The 19,575-nt window shown below is 61.0% G+C and carries 15 protein-coding genes and 1 tRNA gene; 2 read left to right on the forward strand and 14 right to left on the reverse strand.

The features are described from left to right. Nucleotides 1–210: 210 nt before the first annotated feature. Nucleotides 211–300: transfer RNA gene (locus AC3EA7_RS09685), tRNA-Ser, on the forward strand. A gap of 191 nt (nucleotides 301–491) precedes the next feature. Here AC3EA7_RS09685 and AC3EA7_RS09690 read toward each other — a convergent pair. From AC3EA7_RS09690 to AC3EA7_RS09725, 8 genes are all read right to left on the reverse strand, one after another. Beyond that, complete coding sequence (locus tag AC3EA7_RS09690; protein WP_488613844.1) at nucleotides 492–1,997, reverse strand: HlyD family secretion protein; 1,506 nt, start codon at nucleotides 1,995–1,997, stop codon at nucleotides 492–494. Between the two features lie 9 nt (nucleotides 1,998–2,006). After that, nucleotides 2,007–3,203 carry an ABC transporter ATP-binding protein gene (locus AC3EA7_RS09695; RefSeq protein WP_488613845.1) on the reverse strand — a complete coding sequence of 399 codons (1,197 nt, stop codon included), beginning with the start codon at nucleotides 3,201–3,203 and terminating at the stop codon, nucleotides 2,007–2,009. A gap of 238 nt (nucleotides 3,204–3,441) precedes the next feature. Next, the gene (gene crtL / locus AC3EA7_RS09700; protein ID WP_488613846.1) at nucleotides 3,442–4,683 is read right to left on the reverse strand and encodes a lycopene beta cyclase; all 1,242 of its coding nucleotides are present in this window, start codon (nucleotides 4,681–4,683) and stop codon (nucleotides 3,442–3,444) included. Continuing rightward, a complete protein-coding gene (locus tag AC3EA7_RS09705) occupies nucleotides 4,680–5,780 on the reverse strand; it encodes an aminopeptidase (RefSeq protein ID WP_488613847.1) in 1,101 nt (366 codons plus the stop codon). The genes crtL and AC3EA7_RS09705 overlap by 4 nt, the downstream gene beginning before the upstream one ends. Next, nucleotides 5,773–6,798, reverse strand: coding sequence for a gluconeogenesis factor YvcK family protein (locus AC3EA7_RS09710; protein ID WP_488613848.1), 1,026 nt, complete (start codon nucleotides 6,796–6,798; stop codon nucleotides 5,773–5,775). The genes AC3EA7_RS09705 and AC3EA7_RS09710 overlap by 8 nt, the downstream gene beginning before the upstream one ends. Nucleotides 6,799–7,076: 278 nt before the next feature. Continuing rightward, the gene (locus AC3EA7_RS09715; protein ID WP_488613849.1) at nucleotides 7,077–8,141 is read right to left on the reverse strand and encodes an STAS domain-containing protein; all 1,065 of its coding nucleotides are present in this window, start codon (nucleotides 8,139–8,141) and stop codon (nucleotides 7,077–7,079) included. Between the two features lie 30 nt (nucleotides 8,142–8,171). Next, nucleotides 8,172–8,711, reverse strand: coding sequence for an STAS domain-containing protein (locus AC3EA7_RS09720; protein WP_488613850.1), 540 nt, complete (start codon nucleotides 8,709–8,711; stop codon nucleotides 8,172–8,174). A gap of 5 nt (nucleotides 8,712–8,716) precedes the next feature. Next, nucleotides 8,717–9,196, reverse strand: a complete 480-nt coding sequence (locus tag AC3EA7_RS09725) for a hypothetical protein (RefSeq protein WP_488613851.1) — start codon at nucleotides 9,194–9,196, stop codon at nucleotides 8,717–8,719. Between the two features lie 176 nt (nucleotides 9,197–9,372). Between AC3EA7_RS09725 and AC3EA7_RS09730 the strand changes: the two genes are divergently transcribed. Beyond that, nucleotides 9,373–10,323, forward strand: coding sequence for a terpene synthase family protein (locus AC3EA7_RS09730; RefSeq protein ID WP_488613852.1), 951 nt, complete (start codon nucleotides 9,373–9,375; stop codon nucleotides 10,321–10,323). Nucleotides 10,324–10,458: 135 nt separating this feature from the next. Here AC3EA7_RS09730 and AC3EA7_RS09735 read toward each other — a convergent pair whose 3' ends face one another. The 6 genes from AC3EA7_RS09735 to AC3EA7_RS09760 all read right to left on the reverse strand — a co-directional run bounded on the left by AC3EA7_RS09735 (nucleotide 10,459) and on the right by AC3EA7_RS09760 (nucleotide 19,295). Continuing rightward, nucleotides 10,459–11,832 carry a GlmU family protein gene (locus tag AC3EA7_RS09735; protein WP_488613853.1) on the reverse strand — a complete coding sequence of 458 codons (1,374 nt, stop codon included), beginning with the start codon at nucleotides 11,830–11,832 and terminating at the stop codon, nucleotides 10,459–10,461. Between the two features lie 23 nt (nucleotides 11,833–11,855). Continuing rightward, complete coding sequence (locus AC3EA7_RS09740) at nucleotides 11,856–13,046, reverse strand: gluconeogenesis factor YvcK family protein (RefSeq protein WP_488613854.1); 1,191 nt, start codon at nucleotides 13,044–13,046, stop codon at nucleotides 11,856–11,858. Between the two features lie 28 nt (nucleotides 13,047–13,074). Then, on the reverse strand, nucleotides 13,075–14,181 hold the full coding sequence (locus AC3EA7_RS09745; RefSeq protein ID WP_488613855.1) for a phosphohexomutase domain-containing protein: 1,107 nt from the start codon (nucleotides 14,179–14,181) through the stop codon (nucleotides 13,075–13,077). Nucleotides 14,182–14,219: 38 nt separating this feature from the next. Beyond that, nucleotides 14,220–15,593, reverse strand: a complete 1,374-nt coding sequence (locus tag AC3EA7_RS09750) for a phosphomannomutase/phosphoglucomutase (RefSeq protein ID WP_488613856.1) — start codon at nucleotides 15,591–15,593, stop codon at nucleotides 14,220–14,222. A 297-nt stretch (nucleotides 15,594–15,890) separates the two neighbouring features. Further along, a complete protein-coding gene (locus AC3EA7_RS09755) occupies nucleotides 15,891–17,384 on the reverse strand; it encodes an O-antigen ligase family protein (protein ID WP_488613857.1) in 1,494 nt (497 codons plus the stop codon). Between the two features lie 258 nt (nucleotides 17,385–17,642). Next, a complete protein-coding gene (locus AC3EA7_RS09760) occupies nucleotides 17,643–19,295 on the reverse strand; it encodes a cellulase family glycosylhydrolase (protein WP_488613858.1) in 1,653 nt (550 codons plus the stop codon). Between the last annotated feature and the right edge of the window lie 280 nt (nucleotides 19,296–19,575).

The following is a 19,575-nucleotide window of genomic DNA, read 5'->3' on the forward strand; positions in this document are numbered from 1 at the left end:
AAGAGGTGAGACGTAAGAGGTGCGAGGGCGGCCACAACCGGCTGCGGCTCTTTGCACTCGTCCTTTGACCAGGCAAGAGGTGAGACGTAAGAGGTGCGAGGGCGGCCACAACCGGCTGCGGCTCTTTGCACTCGTCCTTTGCCCAGGCAAGAGGTGCGAGGGTAGAGCCGTTGCAGCGCAACGGCTCAGCGCCATCACCGCCGTCGATATGGGGAGGTCGCATAGTGGCCTAGTGCGCGGCACTGGAAATGCCGTAGGGGGCACCCCCCCTCGCGGGTTCAAATCCCGCCCTCCCCGCCAGAAGGGGCGCCCCCTGTGGGCGCCCCTTTCCCTCATAGAGCGAACAACCAGATGTTGCACAATCATTGCCCGTGTTGACCGTTTTGCGGCTGACGTAGGCTGAGCCTGTCGAAGCCCACGTCAGCCGCTCCACGTGCTTGATGGTCCGGGTTTCGATAGATCGCTCTATCAGGTGGAGTGTCGTTCCGTATTCACGGCTGACCGATAGCCACCGAAGCCGTCATATTCCAGCGCAAACGCGCATCGTGTTGGTTCGGAACGATAATCACGCGATAGGTGATATCCCCCTGGCGATTCTCACCAAGTTCGCGGATGCGCGTCACGCGCCCTTGCATCTCGACGCCGGGCAGTGCGTCGAAGGTGATAGTAGCCAGCGCGTCTGGTTGCACTTTGACGATGCTCAGTTCGGTCAGATCGGTGGTTTCGATCTGCCAGGCTGACGGATCGCCGATGGTAATCAGCGCTGTGCCAGGCGCCACATATTCGCCCGGCTTGACGTTGACCGAAGCCACCTGTCCACCGAATGGCGCACGCAGAGTCATTTCGCCGAGTTGCGTTTGAGCGGCGAGCAGTGCGGCCGTGGCGCGACGCACCTCTGCTTCCGCTTCGGCGATCTGAGCGGCAGTCGGCCCGGCCTTCAGACGCGCCAGGTTGGCTTGCGCTTCCGCCAGCGCCGCTTCGGCGACGGCAATGGCGCCGGCGCGCTCTTCACCGCCGAGGCGGTCGAGGCGCGCCTGCGCATCCGCCACTTCAGCGCGCGCGGCGGCGAGTTCGTCGTTGTTCGTGCTGCGCAGCACGCGGTCGTATGCCGCCTGCGCTTCGATGACGCGCTGCTCGGCGGCGCTCACGCCAACCGCCTCTGCCTGGCGGGCGGCGTCGTATGCCACGCGCGCCTGCTCGACGCTGCTCTCGGCGCTGCGTAACGCCGTTTCCGCCTGTACGAATGCATCGTAGAACTTGCGTTTTTCGGCTTCATTCAATCCATACCCCAGCGTCGGGTGATTGCCGTCTCTCTGGACGGCGTCCCACTCGTTTTTGGCGACCACCCAGGCTGATTGGGCGCGTGTGAGGGCATCAACCGCTTGCTCCATACGCAGGCGGGCATCAGTCTTGGCAGCCGAGAGGCGCACTTTTTCCGCTTCGAGCGTTGTGCGCGCTTCGTCGAAGCGGGCTTTTGCCTGGATGACTTCAGGACGATTGCTGGCGCGTTCGAGTTCTGCCAGACGCGCGCGCGCCTGCTGGAGCCGCGCTTCAGCAGCCAGAATGTCGCGATTGGTCACGCTGCCGCGCACCTGTTGCAGTTGCGCTTCGGCGCGTCGGACCTGCGCTTCGGCAGCCATGATCTCTTCTTCGGTCGGGCCTGCTTTCAGACGCGCCAGCGTAGCCTCAGCGCGCGCCTTGTCGGCCTCCGCCTGCGCTACCAGCGCTTCCTGCCGTCGAGTGTCGAGCCGGAGCAGAGCCTGTTGTGGCTGCACCATATCGCCTTCTGCCACGAGCACTTCCGCCACGACGCCATTGCTGTTCATCGCCAATGCCGCGCTGCGCACCGGCACCACACGGCCTTCGGCGACAACCCGCTCATCGGCGCGTACCGGCGGAACAGGAGTGGGTTGAGTGGTGGTCACCTGCCCGCCGCAGGCGGTCAACGCCAGCAGCGCCGCCGCCACGACGGTTTGTTTGATGGAAAACCGGAACATGCCTCTGCCTCACTCTCTTTGAGACACATCACAAGAAACCCACAACGCGCCGGCGTCCACCGCGCGGGTGTGCGCATCACGTTCGTTTGCGACCCGATCGATGGCGTGGCGCGTCGTCTCCGACTCTGCCAGCAAGGTGTGAAACTCCTGCTGGTCGAGCACGGCAACCTCGCAACCGGTGGCGAAACTGGCGCGCACACTGGCAGTACGGCGCCCTTCGCGCAACAGACCGATTTCACCAAAGTAGGCGCCGCTGCTCAGGTGATTGACGATGATTTCGCCGCCATCGGGATGCTCGATAAAGACCTCGACTTCGCCTTTGGTGATGATGTAGAAGTTGTCGGCGGGTTTGCCCTGTTCGAGAATGATCGTGCCAGGCGCGTAGGTGCGGGTCTCGGCGTGACGCATCACCCATCCCAGTTGATCGAGCGTCAGAGTGGAGAGCGCCTGCGCGACGTACTCATTGACGATCCGTCCGTCGGCGATGATCACCGCCCGACTGACGCGCCGCGCCATGTCGCTGTCGTGAGTGACCATCAGAATGGTTTTGCCCTGATCGACCAGGCGCTCGAACAGCGCAAACACCTGCTGCGCCGTTTTCGAGTCGAGGTTACCGGTTGGCTCGTCTGCCAGAATGATCGGCGGGTCATTGGCAAGAGCGCGGGCGATGGCAACACGCTGCTGCTGACCGCCGGAAATGGCGGAGGGAAGTTTATGCGCCTGATCGGTCATATCGACCTGTTCGAGCAGCATCATCGCCCGTTCGCGCCGTTCGCGCGGCGTAAACATGTTGCAGAAGTCCATCGGCAGCATCACGTTTTCGACCAGCGAGAGCGCCGGTAGCAACTGGAAGAATTGAAACACGATCCCGACATTGCGACCGCGCCAGACGGCCATTTCGCTCTCGTTCAGGGTATGCACAGCAGTATCGCCAATGAACACCTCGCCCGACGTTGGCCGATCAATGCCAGAGATCATGTTCATGAGCGTGGATTTGCCGCTGCCCGATTTGCCAATAATCGCCACGAACTCACCGCGATCGACATTGAGGGTGATGTTGTCGAGTGCAGTGAACGGTCCTGCCGCCGTCTCGAAGATTTTGGTGACGTTACACAGTTCGATGAGCGTTGTGTTGCCGTTACGGTATGCGCCATCCGCATGCGCGGCAACAGGTGCAGTTTTAAGCTGAAACCAGCCTTTGAACACAATACGCTCCTTCCGTCATCATCCAGCCATTGTGCAGTGGTACGCCTGCTGAGAACCCTTTCTGCCTTGTTCGACGCAGCAGGACGTGAATTGTTGCGAGTTTGCGCGTTTCCGGCAACAGTATAGCCCTGATCGACAGCATTCAACAGAGACGAACGGAGGATGGCAAGGGTGAATTGTGAAAGCCAGGCATCAGTCGAAGGTGGTATGCCGTTTGGGAGGGGTGAAGGTTGGAGCGTTACGCCTGCCCAAATGCCGCGCGACGCAGCAGGGCGTGTTCTGCGCCGGCCGCCGCCATCAGCGTGCGACGCACTTTCCCTGGTACGCGCACGAACAGGCGCAGCATGGTGCGCGCCAGTTCCGCCGTGCTCAATGTATCCGACAGATATCCCGTCCACTCGTGGCGCGGCAGGTGGAAAAACGCCTCGAAGAACGCCTGAATTGTTGCGCTGTCGCACCGCATCAGGCTTGCCAGTCCGAACAGGTACAACTGCCGCCGACGCACACGCGCCGGGGACCAGAGGGTTTGCCAGCCGGCGCGCGCCGCGCTGAGCGGGGTTGAGCCGGATGCGCCAAGCGCCTGTGCAATCGCCTGCGCCACTTCGGGGGCGTAACGCAGCGCTTTGCCAACCATGTAGCCCGACGGCGGATGCACCATACTCGCCGCGCCGCCAAACCCCATGACCGGCTGATCGAGATACGGCAGCGGGTTGTTCATTGGGAAAAGGCAGCGCTCAATGTGCATCACCTGCCGCACCGCCGCGCCGCCGGCGTCCAGCCGCCGCCGCAGCCGCCGTTCGAGAGTCGAGAGCGACACGCCAGGAACATGCGCCAGCGACGTTTCTTCGACAAAGAACTGCCCGTCACCCAGGTCCATCGCATACAGAAATGTCGGCGGCTCGCGCTGTTCTTCCGGCGTCAGGTGACCGGTGCGATAATCCATCAGCACCATTTGACCGGGTTGCACCGGCGGAGCGGAGAACTCGCCGACAATGCCATACGCCGCCTGGCGCGCCACCTGCGATGCGGCAGGACGACGGAGCAACGCTGGTGAATGCCCGCTGGCATCCACCACAAGTCGCGCCGCAAACGTGCACCCATCGCGCGTGTTCACCAGCGAATGTGACGCGCGATGCTCGACATCAGCGGCGACGCCGTTCTGCCAGACAACCCCGTGGCGCTCGCAGCATTCGAGAAGATAGTGCTGCAACTGCCGGTTATCGAACAGTCCATATTCCCGTTGGAGCGGAATGGTTCGGCGCCCGGCGCGCACCACAACATCCGACCAGCGATAGCCCAGAGTGGCACGCAATTCCAGCGCCGGCAGTTCATCGAGCCAGACGCCATACGTATTCTGCCATGGCTTCGTGGGCGTCGCTGCCGACAGCCCTGCAACACGCAGACCGGTTTCGCTCAGCGCCGCTGCGATTGCCAGCCCGGTCGGACCCGCGCCTATGACCAGTACATCGTCTACGGTCAAATCAGGAATTTCCCCTCTTTGTAGATCAGTCGTCCATCGGCGTATGCCTCGCCCTGGCGCATATCGCAGATCATATCCCAATGGAGCGCCGACGTATTGCGCGATCCGGTCTCCGGGTAGCCCGCTCCAAGCGCCAGGTGAACCGTGCCGCCGATCTTTTCGTCGAACAGGATATTACGACTGAATCTCGTAATATCGTAGTTCGTGCCGAAGGCGACCTCGCCCAACCGCCGTGCTCCTTCGTCCATATCGAGCAGCGAATGGAGCAAGTCTTCACCCTTCGCAGCGGTTGCCCTGACGACCTTACCGTCCTCGAACCACAAACGGATGTCTTCGACTTCACGACCGGCATAGATTGCCGGGAAGGTGTAGCGGATATACCCCTGGGTCGCCGTTTCATCGCAACTTGAGAAGACCTCGCCATCGGGGAAGTTCCGGTCGCCGGCGCAGTTGATCCAGGTTCGCCCGGCGACGCGGTAGGTCAGGTCGGTATCCGGCGCTGCCAGGCGAATAACGCTGCATGTATTCAGGAAATCGACGATCCGCTGTTGTTCTGCGAGCGTCCTGCGCCATTCGGCGACCGGATCGTCGTAGTGCAGTTTGCAGGCGCGATAGACAAACTCCTCGAAATCACTCAACGACATATCGGCATCCTGCGCGGCGGCGTTGGTCGGGAAAAGGGTCACGCACCAGTTGAGCGTTCCTTCGGCGGAGCGTTGCATCACGCGCTTCTGGAGGTCGCTCATTGCCTGGCGACGCAACGCAATCTTGTGCGGGTCGACCCCCGAAAGCGCGCGGGTATTCTCGCTGGCCATGATCCGAACGGTAGCATTGATTTCCTCGATTTCCTGGCGCATCATCGGCGAGACATATCCGATCTGCGCGTCGGCGCCGTGGCGCAGGAGCAGTTCATCCGTTTCTTCGAGGGTCATCGCCAGATATGGGTTGGCGCCCGCCAGCAACGCCTCTTTGTACAACGCCCGCACCAAAGGCGCGGCGGCAGGCGGTGCAATGATACGGAACAGATCTTCTGGCTTGAGCGCCAGCGAGTAGTGCGCCAGCACCTGTGCCATTTTTTCGACACGCGGATCAGCCATTGGAGTCGCCTTTCATCATCACGATCTCACGGAGCGCTGCACGCAGCGCTTCGGTATCATACCGGATCGTATCCTGTTTGTTCCACAGCGCGCGTCGGGGTTCCACATCCCTGGTCAGTTCATGCACCAGCGGCACAACGCCAGATGCGCGGATGGCAGCAATTTCGTCATCGTCGGGGCGCAGAAGGTGTAATCCTTCTTCTGCATACGAACGAACTGCCGCCGGATCGGGGTCGCTGGCATTGATCAACGCCACATCGAGCACACCCGGACCCAGCGCCTCGACGACCCGTTGTACGTGATCAATGCACCGGTAACCATCCGTCTGTCCCGGCTGCGTGGTCGAGTTGCAGACATACGCCACCGTTCCACGGCAATCGGCGAGCGCCTCCACCACACCCGCGAATTGCACACAGGCAAGCGTGGACGTCCAGAGACTTCCCGGACCAAGCGTCACCAGATCGGCGTTGCGGATCGCGGCGAGCGCCGGGGGATAGGCAGCCGCCGGTTCGCGCAGGAAGAGACGCGCAATCGGAGACTTGCCGGGTGCGCGCACCGCGAACTCCCCTTCAACCTGCGTCCCATCGGCGAGTTCAGCGCACAGCGTCGCATTGGCGACGCTCACCGGCAGCACCTGCACTGTTGCGGCTGCAAGGCGCGCCGTGTGCTCAATGGCAGTCGCAAAATCGCCAGTCACGCGGGTGAGCGCAGCGATCAGCAGATTGCCGAACGCCATTCCTTCCAAGGCTGGAACCGCCGCACCATCGAAGCGATGGTTCAACATCTCCGCCATCAACCGGTCGCTGGCGAACGCTGCGATAGTTGCGCGCAGATCGCCGGGGGCGGGCATAGCGCCTATTTGCCGCGCCAGCCCGGTCGAGCGACCGGTATCGGTTACTGCGATCACCGCCGTGCGCGATGCGGCAAATGGCGCAACGGCGTGCAACACATGGGTTGCACCGCCGCCGCCGCCAATGGCGACCACGTGGATATGCCGATCGTGCGCTTGGCGATCCATCGTCGAGACCTGATCCAGTCCCGGTTAGGTTACGTGAACGCGGAAATGAGACACACCCGGTATTATACCAGTTTCGAGGGAGGGTTGAGACGAGAGGCAAGAGGCAAGAGGCGCGCGGGTAGCGCCATTGCACCGCAACGGCGCACCATCACGGACAGTAGAGGGGCGAACGGTCGAAGGTTGTCCATGAACATAGCGCCATCCGCGCCGCCCTGCCATATTCCGACCATGCACCCTCAACGCGTTGGCGACGGTCACCTCCGCCGCGCAACCTGCGTTCACCTCTTCAACACCTCCTGTGGCGAACGCGCAATCGTGATTGATTCCATCTGTAGTCCGAGGGACGTGATCATCTGCGCCATTGCCGGAGAGATACCGGTGATCGCCGCCTGGCACCCGATCAACTCGAGCGCCTGCGCTGTTCGGATCAGGCTTTGCGCCACCAGCGTGTCGAATGCCGGGACGCCGGCCACATCGATGATCATCAGGCGGGTGCGCCGAACGCTGGCGATAGTAAGCAGGCGACGCAGCAACGTATCGGCACGCCGGCTATCAATCTGACCGACCAGCGGCGCCAGCATGACGTCGTCGGCAATCTCGACTGTTGGGGTTTCCAGGGTTGCAACCAGATTACGCAGCATCTGTTCGGTTTCCTGCAACCGCGCCGTCTGTCGTTCCAGTTCAACAGCGCGTTCTTCAGCAAGGCGCGCATTCTCCTGAGCAAGCGCAGCGTCCTGCGTGGTGCGCTGCGCCAGGGCGCCAAGCCGCTGCAACAGGTACATAAAAGGCACGGCAGCCAACGTGACGGCGGCCAGGTAAACAACACCCGCTCCGATCCAGCCTGGCGCAGTATTCAGCGTTTCGATCTGCTGCGGAGGAACAGACAGAACGCCCTGGATGTGAAGCCCTCCAACGATGCTGAACAATAGCAGCGACATCACGAACATTGCGATGCAGCCGCGTACACCGAACAACGCGGCTGCCAGCACCACCGTCCCCAACCAAAACACACGTCCGCCGCCGCCCCCCAGCAACCCTTCTCTCGCCAGAATCAGCGTGCTGAGCGCCGCCAGGATGGTCAATAATGTGAGCGCTCGCGCTGTGAAGCCAATACGATGCACGACAGCAATGGCCAGGACCACACCGTATACTGCCGTATACGCAACCAGGTACGGGATGGCGTCTTCCCCCAGCGCATTATAATCCGACCACCCGCCGCCGATTAGCGTCACAAACCCGACAACCGCCAGAACCCACAGCAGTTGGTTCAGAAGACGAAGACGCCAGTGATAGAGCAATTGTGCATCAGGAGAAGGCAACCCAACCGAGAACACACGACTCATCACTCCCCCTCTCGATAGTCCAGGCAGGTCCTACGGTCTGACGCCCAGAACCAGGAGCGCCTCCTGCGGATCACGCACCGTTTTCATATCATTCAGGCTCACACCCAGATGGCTCAGCGTCATGGCGGTTTCGGCGGTGATGCCGGTCAGCACGACCCGACTGCCAAGCAATCGGAGGGACTGCGCCGTGCGGATCAACAACTGCGCTACCATGGTATCAACAGTCGGCACCCCGGCAATGTCGATGATTACCGCATTCGCGCGATGCGTATGAACGGCGTTGAACAGGCGCTGCGTAAGGTGCTCAGCGCGCCGGCTGTCCAGGCGACCGACAACCGGCGCCAGCAGCACCTCCTCACCAATCGTAATGACCGGCGTTTCAAGCACGTTGACCAGGTCGAGCAACTGTTTTTGTTCGGCATACTGCTGTTCGATGGTGCGCTGCGCCTCCTCCGCCTGTCGCCGTGCGGCGTCGGCTTCGGCGGCGCGGTTGTCTGCCAGCGCGACGGCCTGATCGGAAATGGCAAGCAACCGGTCGCTCAAGAGCCAGATAATGACCAGGAGCGTCACAATTCCTATCCCGCTGTGAAGGGCAATGGATCGCCGATAATAACGCGATCAACCTGAGATTGCGGTGCAAAATCGGCAAGGAACGCTCCTGCAACGATGCTCATTCCCACCGTCGTAAGCGTCGCAGGACGATGCCGCCCAAGGCATACGATGACGAGCGGAACCAGTAAGAATGGCAACGCTACCAGTGTTTGCTCCGGCAAGAGAAATACGCTCGTAATGACAGCGCCATCAATACCGACCGCGAGCGGAATGACCGCCTTCCATAGCACAACATGGCTCAGCAACGCCAGGGTTGCCAGACTCCCCCCAATTCCCAAGGCAATAATGCCGAGATACGGCGCCAGGTCCGCCATATTCCGGGTGATCACCATGAGAATGGCGACAAGGAGAAATGAAGAGCACCCACTCACGGTAAGCGTGATGGCAATGAGGCGAATCAACTGTCGACGCGCGTTGAGGACAAATTCCGAACCGGTTATCATGCGTGCTCCTCTTGGTCCAGGTACACGAGTTACAGGATCAGTATACGTTTACCCGCGCGCCAGGATGATTTCGTTAACGACTCAGAACAGTGACGGTTTTGCAATGTTGCGGCAGACCAGATTTGATACGATATCATTAATACTGGCAGGGCCAGGAACGAAGGAGACATCGCAACATGAGAACTGGACTCTGGTACTGGCAGGCGGTTGAAGCCATCAACTATCCGTTTCCGCAGGGCATGCACCGGGATACATCCTGGTTGGAGACTGAGATCATCCACTGGGGGCGCACTCACTACCTCATTCAGAGTCAATTGCAGGAGCAACGCCTGCGCTCGGCGCTTTTGGCGGAATTCGTAGCGCGCGCTAACGCGGACATATCACGCTCAATGCTGCGTCTGATAGGCTTGTGGACCGTCTGGTTCTTTCTGCTTGATGATCTGACGGATTCTGTCGACTCGGTCGAAATGCTGGCGGATCTGCACGTGCGGATCCTGGCGGTCGTCGGCGGAAGCGGAATTGGCGCCGGAGATCATCCCATGACGCACGCAGCGGCAGACCTGAGCGCTCTGCTACAACAGCACGCGGGATCGGTAACGTTAGTTCGCTTTCAGCGTGCGCTGACACAAACGCTGGAAGCGCATCTTTGGGAAGTCTCCACCCGCATCGCTGATAGACAACCAGATAGTGATACATACACAAATATGCGTCTCTGGTCTGGCGCCTTTCTGCCGATAGTCGCACTGACGGATATGGCGCGCGGTTTTGTGTTACCGTCACATCTTTTCGAGCACGCAATCGTCCAGGAATTGATCCACGCTGCAACCCAGGCGGTGTTGTGGTACAACGATCTCTGGTCGTATCCCAAAGAAATTCAGACGCACAAGGCGCCGCACAACATTGTCCACATTCTTGCACGTGAACATCGATTATCCCTTCCTGAGGCGCTATCTCTGGCAATTGCCCAACACGACCAGGCGGTGCAGCGATTTCTCCATCTCAAAACGCAGGCGCGCCATCTGGACGACAATGAGCACACGGTGTTGCATTTTATTGAGAGCATCGAGAGCTGGTTGCGCGCCACGCAGGACTGGTCTCGCCGCACTGATCGGTACTGGCAACAATGAGACGATAGTCAGATACCACGTGGCGGTCAGTCAGACAAGATATTCGAGCGCCCGGTTGCATGGAACGACGAAAACGTTCGTCGGCAGTATTGTGCGAATGAATGCGCATGAGCATCAGTTCTCAGTTCTCAGTTCTCACCCTCCCGACGCCTCTACCAGGTCAAACGCGCGCACAGCATCCGCCTCCGCCCGCCGCAACGCCGCCTCGTCGCGCGCGTCGCCATCGTCGAGCCCGACGCGGTCACCGCGCGTCATTGCAAAGACGGCGCGCAGCACCTCTTCCTGCTCAGCGCTGAGACTCACCTTGCGCCGCGCCATCACCTTGCGCGCCACCTCGATCATCGACTGAATGCGGTATTCGCGGAAAACTTCGCCACCCCATGTGAATGGCGGGATGGTTTTGGGCGCGAAGTGCACGCCAAAAATATTCGACCCGGTTCCGACGACAGCGCCGCCGTTCAGATGCACGCCTATCCCCAATTTGACGTGATCGGCAAGGAAACTCCCCAATTTGAGGATGCCGCTGTCGATCTGGCCGAACCCCTCGATCACCATGCGGATCGTCCCATAGGTATTCTTCAGATCGCTGTTGGTCGTCATCGCGCCGATGTTGACCCACTCGCCGAGGTACGAATGACCGAGAAAGCCGTCGTGGTGCTTGTTGCTGTACCCCTGCACGATGCTTGCCTCGACTTCGCCGCCAATGCGACAGACGGGACCAATACTCGTTTCGCCGCGTATGCGCGCACTTGCAATAAGCGAGCCAGGACCAATGTAGGAAGGACCTTGAATAAATGAAAACGGCTCGACCCGCGCCGTATCGATCACGACGGGTCCATCGCGGGCATCGAGCGCCAGCGGCGGTTCGAGGCGCGCATCGCGATGGATGAACACATGCTTTGGGTTGTTGATGATGATCGCGGGGAGATCCGGTGGATGATCGGCAGCGCTGAACCATCCATCCCGCTCAACGATCAGCGAAATGTCGCGCGTGATCTGTTCGCCGTTCAGCGCGATCAGGTCCCAGGGAAAGGCGAGCAGGCGCGTCTCGACTTCGACAAGGCGTCCGAAACGCTGTAGTTCCGCCAGCGCCATTTCGGCGCGCTGATCCAGCAGATAGGGAAGCACTGCGCTCGCCAGCCACGGTGTCAGGCGCGCCCCCACCAACACCGGACCGCCAAGCAGCGCGTGACCGGCGTCGGCGACATACACCGTCCCCGGCGGTTCGTCGCACAGGTCGGGCAGCCAGTGGAGATCAAGCGCACGTGCGTTCACAAACGTGAGCGGCGTACTCTGGCTGAGCAATGCCAGGGGCCAGCGCCCAACGCCATAGGCGCGCGCCAGGTGGGGACGGCAGATGACCGCCGGCGGCTTGCCGGTCAATGCCTGCAACCGTTCGCGCAGCGTGAAGATGCCGCAGCGCAGGTCGCACACCGGTCGCGTGTGCGTCAAGGGCAGGAACGTGCGACATCCTTCATCTTCAAAAATCACAATTGTCTCATCAGTCATAGCAGAACCTGCCATTCTGTGAGTTATCGGCGCTTCCACACTTCCAGGATCGCTGTCGCCAGTTTCTCGGGGTCGTGCCGCAGCACGCGCACCGTGCGCCCTTCGCCCGGATGGTCGAGCGACGCCGTCAACTGCACCACCGCAGTCGCCAGGTCTGCCTCGATAACCTTGGCGCCTTCGACCAGAATATCGCGTGTGGTGAGGCGGTCGGTCGTGCTGACAGCGGTTTCTTCGTATTCCTCTGGCGAGAGAAAAACCGGCATTTGCCGGGCTGCTGCGTAGATCCGGCGCACCTCGGCATCGATCCGCGGTGCGTTGACCAGCACATAGTCAGGAGTAAATCCGCCAAAGCGCACGATCTGGCGCACATGATCACCGACGCTGTAGCCGGTCGTCATACCCGGTTCCGTCATCAGGCTGCAAATGTAGATTTTACATGCTTTGCTGCGCCGGATGGCATCGCGCAGGTCAGGAATGAGCAGGTTCGGCAGAATGCTTTCATACAGACTGCCGGGACCGAACACAATCACATCGGCGGAGGCGATGGCATCGAGCGCCACCTGCGTGACCGGCAGCGACGCAGTGATCGGTCCTTGCTCGTCACCAATATAGATATTGACGACGTGCCGATCCGCCAGGCGTTCATCGTGCGCGATATTGTGCTTGATATTGAACCTCTGTCCATCGTCGAGTTCGACGAAGACCTCCTGCGGTTCAGGCGTTGGCACAACGAAAACGACATTCTCGAAGTTGAACAGGCTCGATGCGCGATAGTAATACTCGACCGGGTCTTGCACGGGGGTGATGCAGGTCAAGCGTTGCGCCGACCGACCGAGGCTGGCAGTGATCAGGAGTCCGGCGCCTCCCGAGAGAACCGTCATCCGGGGCGGCGTCTGATCGCGCTGATAGGCCAGCACCAGCTCACCGCTGGTATCGACCTGGGTGTTGAGCGGAATGACGGCCACGCCGCTGAGTTGCCAGATGCCAACGGCGAGCGTCATCAATCCCAGTGCGGCGAACACCAATCCGCGCGCCCATAACGGCATGAATTGCAGCGTGATGAATGAAAAGATCGGCGGCAGCGTTGCAGTGCGGTAGACGAAGATAAAGAAGTATGCAACGCCAAGTGAAAAGAAGACGATGCCAACAAACGTCAGCGCCAGCGGACGGATGAGCCGCCGGAGCGAACTCAGGCGTTGCACAATGCGTTGCATATTGATACTTGCGCTCCTGATAAGTGGGTCATGATCCCTGCGATTGGTGCAACTTGTCGCGCAGCACCCGCAGCTTGACGTTGCGGCGCGCCACCAGTTCGACCAGCAGCAGCGCTGCCAGGGCTGCGTCGCCAACACCGCCAATGCGCCCAATGGTCGGTTGCCCGTCTTCCGTCATTCCGACCAGCAACTGATGCGCTGCGCGCGCTTCGGCGATACGGGCTGTCGGTTGTTCCGCAAACTCGACATTCAAGCCGGTTTGCGCTTCCCAGGTGCGCACCCATTCCACCGATGACGCTGAGGCGGGAACGATGACCAGCCCGCGCTGGCGGTGCTGACGGTTGAGATACTGCGCCAGAAGCAGCGCAATGTCGAGATGCGGCGCCAGATCACCATCGTTGTCCACCACGCCCAGCGCTCGACCATCAGCCGAAATGGCGACGCCCAGATGCGAATCGCTTTCGCGCACCAGTTTACGCAGACGCACCAGCGGTGCGGCATGCGGGTGCGGCGCCTGACGACCAAACCAGGCATCAGCATCGCGGTTGATTTCGATCGTTTTGGTTTGTGCGCCATTACCCAACACTGCTGGGATAATACCGCCTGTCGTACCGTTCATAGCATCCACGAAAATGGTCAGTGACGTCTGGTGCGTCAGATCAACATCAATCGCCTGGCGCAGACTCTCGATATAGGTGCGGCGCGCATCGATCAGAGCGGCGTCGGAAGCCTCCGCAGGAAATGGCGGACACACGGGCGGCGCATTGCCATCGACGAAAGGATTCAACCCCGGCGCCGGAGCGATGACGATCAATCCGTTGAGCCAGTAGTCACGATTGCCGGCGGAGACGATCAGGGCACAATCGGCGACGCCGTGATCGAGTGCAACATCGATTGCCGGACGCGGCAGCGACGTTGAACCGAGGACGACGCGCGCTCCGAGCGCCCGCAATCCCTGGTGGCAATCGGCAGCGACATGCGCCGAAAGAAAACGGGTATCATACGCGACCAGGCAACTCCAGCCGCGCGCATTGAGCAGTTCAGCAAACGCCGTGTACTTGCGGCGCACCGCATCAAGTGTGAAATCCGCTGCGATGATGCCTTCCCAGCAGTACGTGTATCGCACGATTGGCATATCCGGAAACCGATGGATCGTATACGTTGTTTCGTCACTTATTGCGCGGCTGCGAACTCGCGCAACTTGCCAATCATCATATTGCGGATCTCGTACACGCGCTCAAGTGTGCGCGCCTCGAAACGAGTGGTAATCGCCGGTTCGGTATTCGACGCGCGCAAAATCCCCCAGCCATCGCCAAAATCGACGCGCACGCCGTCAACGTCGATAACCGGGTATCGCGCAGCGAAGTAGTCGCGCACGAAGTCAATCGCCTTGAACTTCGTCTCTTCATCGAATGGCAGACGACCCTCCGACAGCGATGGCAACGGCGGAAACGGCGCCAGCGCCTGAGCGAGGGTTTGCCCGCTTTTTTCCAGCGCATCGAGCAGCATGCAGGCGGCAAAAATGCCATCATCGTGGTGATGGTGTTCGATGGCGCCAAAGATATGACCACTCAACTCACCTGCCAGTGGCGCTCCCAACTCGCGCATCTTCGCCGACAGGTTCGAGTAGCCCGTCTTCCACATCACCGGCGTGCCGCCAAAGGCGCGAATGGCGTCGATCAAGACAACGCTGCACTTCACATCAAACACGATCGGCGCCGGTCCGCGCGCCAGCGCCTGCTTTGCCAGCACAATCATGGAGCGGTCGGCGAAGACGATCTCGCCATTTCCGTCAACCACGCCAAGACGGTCGCCATCACCGTCGAGGCCAATGCCCATATCGGCGCCGGTCTCGCGCACAACGCGAATGAGGTCCTGAACATTCTCCTCTTTGAGCGGATCGGGATGATGGTTGGGGAAGGCGCCGTCCGGTTCAATGAACAACGGGACAACTTCGCAGCCAATCGCTTCCAGTGTGCGCACGCCGAGCGGACCGGCAACTCCGTTCCCGCCGTCGAGCACAACGTTGGGCTTTCGTTCGAGCGCGATATGACGGGTTACGTCGTGCACGTAGTCTTCCGCCACGTCGTATTGCTCATACATGCCGTCACCGGCCACAAACGCACCACTGATCGCAATGCGCCCCACCTCCTGAATCTGCTCGCTGCTGAGCGGCGTACCGCCATAGACCGGATCGGAGAGGCGCAGTTTCAAGCCGTTGAAGTGGGGCGGATTGTGGCTTGCCGTCACAACGGCGCCGCCATCAGCGCGCAGGAAGGAGACGGCAAAGTACATCAACGGCGTCGGCGCCATCCCGATGTCAATGACATCACATCCGCTGCGGCGCAGACCATCGATCAGCGCCGCAGCATACGCCGGCGAGGTCGGGCGCGCATCGCGCGCCACCACAATCCGGCGCCGCTCGTGCTGTCGAAAAAACGTACCACTGGCGCGTCCCAGCGTTCGATACACCTCTTCGGAAAGATCGCGATCAACCACGCCGCGAATGTCGTATGCGCGAAAAATGGACGGATGCATGTTCGTCATCAAGGCGTTCCTCGTGCCACCCGGCAATTGCCAGACTCCAGCGCTCGTATTGTAGTACCAATGCACAATGATAGCAACCGGGGTTAGGGGTTCTGCTTCTTGATCTCCTGGTTCTGGCATTCGGGGTAAACGATGCCGCCGGTCGCCCAAAACGGGGGGTTTGGGGGCAGCCTCCGAAAAGGAAAAGCGGCGGCGGAATGGCCTCGGCAAGCGCCAACGCACGGCGCCCCGCCGCCCCGGGACGCCGCACATAACGCCTACGCCCCCAGGAAGAGTGTGAACAGTTACTGCTGGATGTCAATGCTCGCTTCCTGCCATGGCTATCAGCGCCCAAAACGCAATCGCCAGGTCCGGCACGAAGTAGAAGCGGTCGACCAGACCATGGACGAGCGCAGCGGTCATTGCCGCCAGCGCTCCCAGCGCCATCAGATCACGACGTTCACGCGCGGCGCTGAACGCAGTGCGATAAAAGCGCCACAGCAGCCAGCCGAACGCCAGCATGCCAATCGGGCCGACATTAATCCAGGCATCGAGCAGCAGATTGTGGGGATGAGCGGCATATTCCTCACTTGTTCCGCGCAGCGACGGATCGATCTGGCTTCGTCCGAATGCCGGATTGTGGTAGTAGTAGAACTGGTCGAGTCCCAATCCAAGCGGATGCTGTTGAAGATATGCCAGCGACTCGCGCCAGAGGAGCAGCCGCGCATCGGTGCTCCCTCCGCCGGGACCACCGCGCAACGTCAGCGCCAGACCAACGACTGCCGCCATCATGATGCCGACCAGCGCCAGCGCTTGCCAACGCATGGACCGCCGATGCTGTGACCTGAAGAGGAACCAACCCACGCCAATCACGGCTGCCGCGACGACGCTTGCCAGCCATGCGCCGCGCGAAAATGAAACCACAATCCCGATCAGGGAAAGGAATGCGCAGATGGCGAAGAAAAGCCGCGCCGCTGCGGAACGGCGCGACGGATGCTCCGCGCTTTGTATACCGGACGTTGTTGAAAAGCGCTGCCCGCTCCATACGCCGAGCGCAAGCGCCGCAGCCAGGGGCCAGACTCGTTCAAGAAAGAGTCCCAGGTTGTTGGGATGACCATAGACCGATGTGACCCGCCGCACGCCGTCCACAGCAATGATATTCTCGCTGAATGCGCGTTTCTCGCCGATCAACGGCGTCAGGTCCAGGCCGGCGAACTGCAACGCGCCAATGGTCGCCACCCAGGCGCCGCTCAACGCGAGCGCGCCAGCCAGAAGCGCCTGCGGCATCCTGGTGCTATGCACAAGCCCATAGAACAGCAACGGCTCGACGATCAGCCAGCGCAACTCGCGCAACGCCGCGCCGCGTCCTTCGGGAACTGCCAGCGCTACGCCGATGATCCCCGCCAGCACCAGCAGCGCATGCGGCGCATACGCGGCGCCTGTTGTGCGAGCGTGTTGAACCTGCGCTCTTTGATCGAAGGCATTCCGATCGCGGATCAGTCGAATGGTTCGCTGCCCGACGACGCCCGCCACCGTGATCAGCAATGCCACTTCGTGGAGCGGAAAGAGCCAGGTTCGCCCGGCGCCTTCGATAGCGGTCGGCATCAGATAGAGCGGCGCTGCGAGAATCACGCAGACGAGTCCGCCAACCGGCTGCGCGAGCGCCAGCAGAGCGAAGAGCGCCAGACCAGCCAGGCGGAGCGGGAGCGGCAACACACCGGCGTGGAAGAACGCCAGGCATAGCGCCATCGCCGCAGCAGCAGGCACGGGCGCCGGGCGTGTCAGGCGTTGATAGAGGCTTGGGGCGAGCACGAGAGACACCTCCCACTCGATGGCTGTTGGAAGATCGCACACAAAGGCACAAAGGCGCGAAGATAATGAGCCTGTTCACATCAGGGCGCCCACAAGGGGCGCCCCTACACTGGCGCTGCGCCCTGCGCCCATCGCGGGCGCCCCTGCCGCCACACCTGGAACGGCGCCCGTAGGGGCAGGTCCCCGTGCCTGCCCCTACGGGCGCCCACAAGGGGCGTCCCTACTGGCGATATGCCGGGCGCCCCTCCGGCGCTGCGGTCACCTTCGCGCAGCACGTCGTCCAATCTCCAGCATCGTCAGCGCCCCAATAGACGCCAGCGCCAGCGTGATCGCCGCTGGCATCAGCACCCACACCCATGGCAGCGGTCGTTCTCGCCCGACAACAAAGTACTCCGGCGCTGTAGCGCTCCGAATCTCGACAGTGTGCACCTCATCGGTCAATCCCGTAGCAATGACCGTGGGACTGCCATCGTCCGACGGCATGATCGGCGCTGCGGTTCCGCCATCGAGCCGGACTTCGGCGGGTGCATTGAGACGCACCGTGATCGATTGCCCGGTGAAGCGCACCCGCCACGCTCCTTCCTCGATCGTCTCGACGGCCGGATGACTCCAGAAATGCGCTCCAACACCGGCAATCGCGCCACGTTCCGCATAGGCGCGCATGGCATGGTAGGCGGGCAGCGGCTGAAAATTGCGATCAACCAGGGCAAAATAGGGTGTCGGATCGGCGGGGTCCGGCTCGCGGTAGCCGCCCCAGCGCAAGAACCAGATATTCATGACCCCCATCCAGGGCCACTCCCTGCGGGCGCGTTCCAGTTGCCCCACCAGATACGCGCCTTTCAGGTCCTCAGAAACCGGCGGTCCCCAGGTACTGCGCGCCGGTTCCGGGATATGGTCGGGGGCGCTGTTATAGCCGAACTCACTGATCCACACCGCCTTGCCGCCGTCGCCGTGCTGTTCCATCACCTCGCGCAGCAGCACAACACGCGACACATCGATGCGGGTATCGATTGGGCGATCAAGATCGCGGAAGGGCGCATCCGGGCGCCAGCGCAACCGGATGTAGCGATTCTCGTCGGGCGGTTGCCCCAGCCCATACGCCTGCGCCGACATAATATCGAAGTATGGCGCGCCGCCAGCGCGATAGACTCGATCAAGATATTCCAGTTCGCTCATCGGTGCAATACGCGGCTCCTTGCCATCGGTCGGCGACAAACTGGGGAACAGGATGATCACGTCGGGATTGGCTGCGCGCGCGGCGGTTGCAGTGGTTCGTAGCAGTTCAACAAAGCGTTCGGGTTCCGGCGCCCGCCAGCTCCACTCATACGCCAGGTTCGGTTCGTTCCAGACCTGAATAAACCGCACCTGGCTGCGGTAGCGGGCCGCGACTGCCGCCACGAAGTCGGCGTAATCGGCATAGTTTTCCGGTGGACCGGTCGAATTGGCATTTTCGAGCAGCCCGGCTTGAAAGCGTGGATCGGCGTGATCGTTTGGGCGCGCCCACTGCGGCGCCCGGTCGATGCGCACGATCAACTCCAGCCCCAGGCGTTGCGCTTCAGCCACGATGAAATCGTACTTCTCCCAGGAACTGCGCACCTGATCGGGGTTGCGGCGATCGACAAAATCGCCTTTGCCGTGGATTTCGACATCGTCCCAGGGCATCTGGATGCGCACGAAATGTGCGCCCATCGCGCGTGCCAGTTCGAGCGTGCGAGTGACATCGGCAGGATTGGGTTCAAACTGGAGATTGTACGCATTCACGCCAATCTGCGGAACATCAGCCCATGGAATTGGCGTATCAGGCGACGTGTACGTGACACCCCGATTGACTTCATTGTCGAACCAGGTAAACACCGCAAGCGCAGCGACCAGCAGCCCGATAACCGCTGTGTGCACGATCAGACGAACCATGTAATCTCCTCTTCGACCAGGCGGGGAGTATAGCGGCATAGTGGGGGGAGTGTCAAATCAGAATCACATCTTTTCTGGAGCGATTCAGACCTCTGATCCAGGTTGCGCTTCCAGCCAGACGTGCTACAATAAGTGTTAATCTTCTACCGTTGATAGAAGACCACGTAACGTTACTGCCGCCTTCCTTGGTTGAAAACTCGTTTGCAACGCACCGCGGGAATGTTCGCACATGCCGCTTGATCGGAGTCGGTCGAAAGAGAACAAGTTACACGGAATCAGT

It is taken from the genome of Roseiflexus sp. (genome assembly GCF_057785375.1).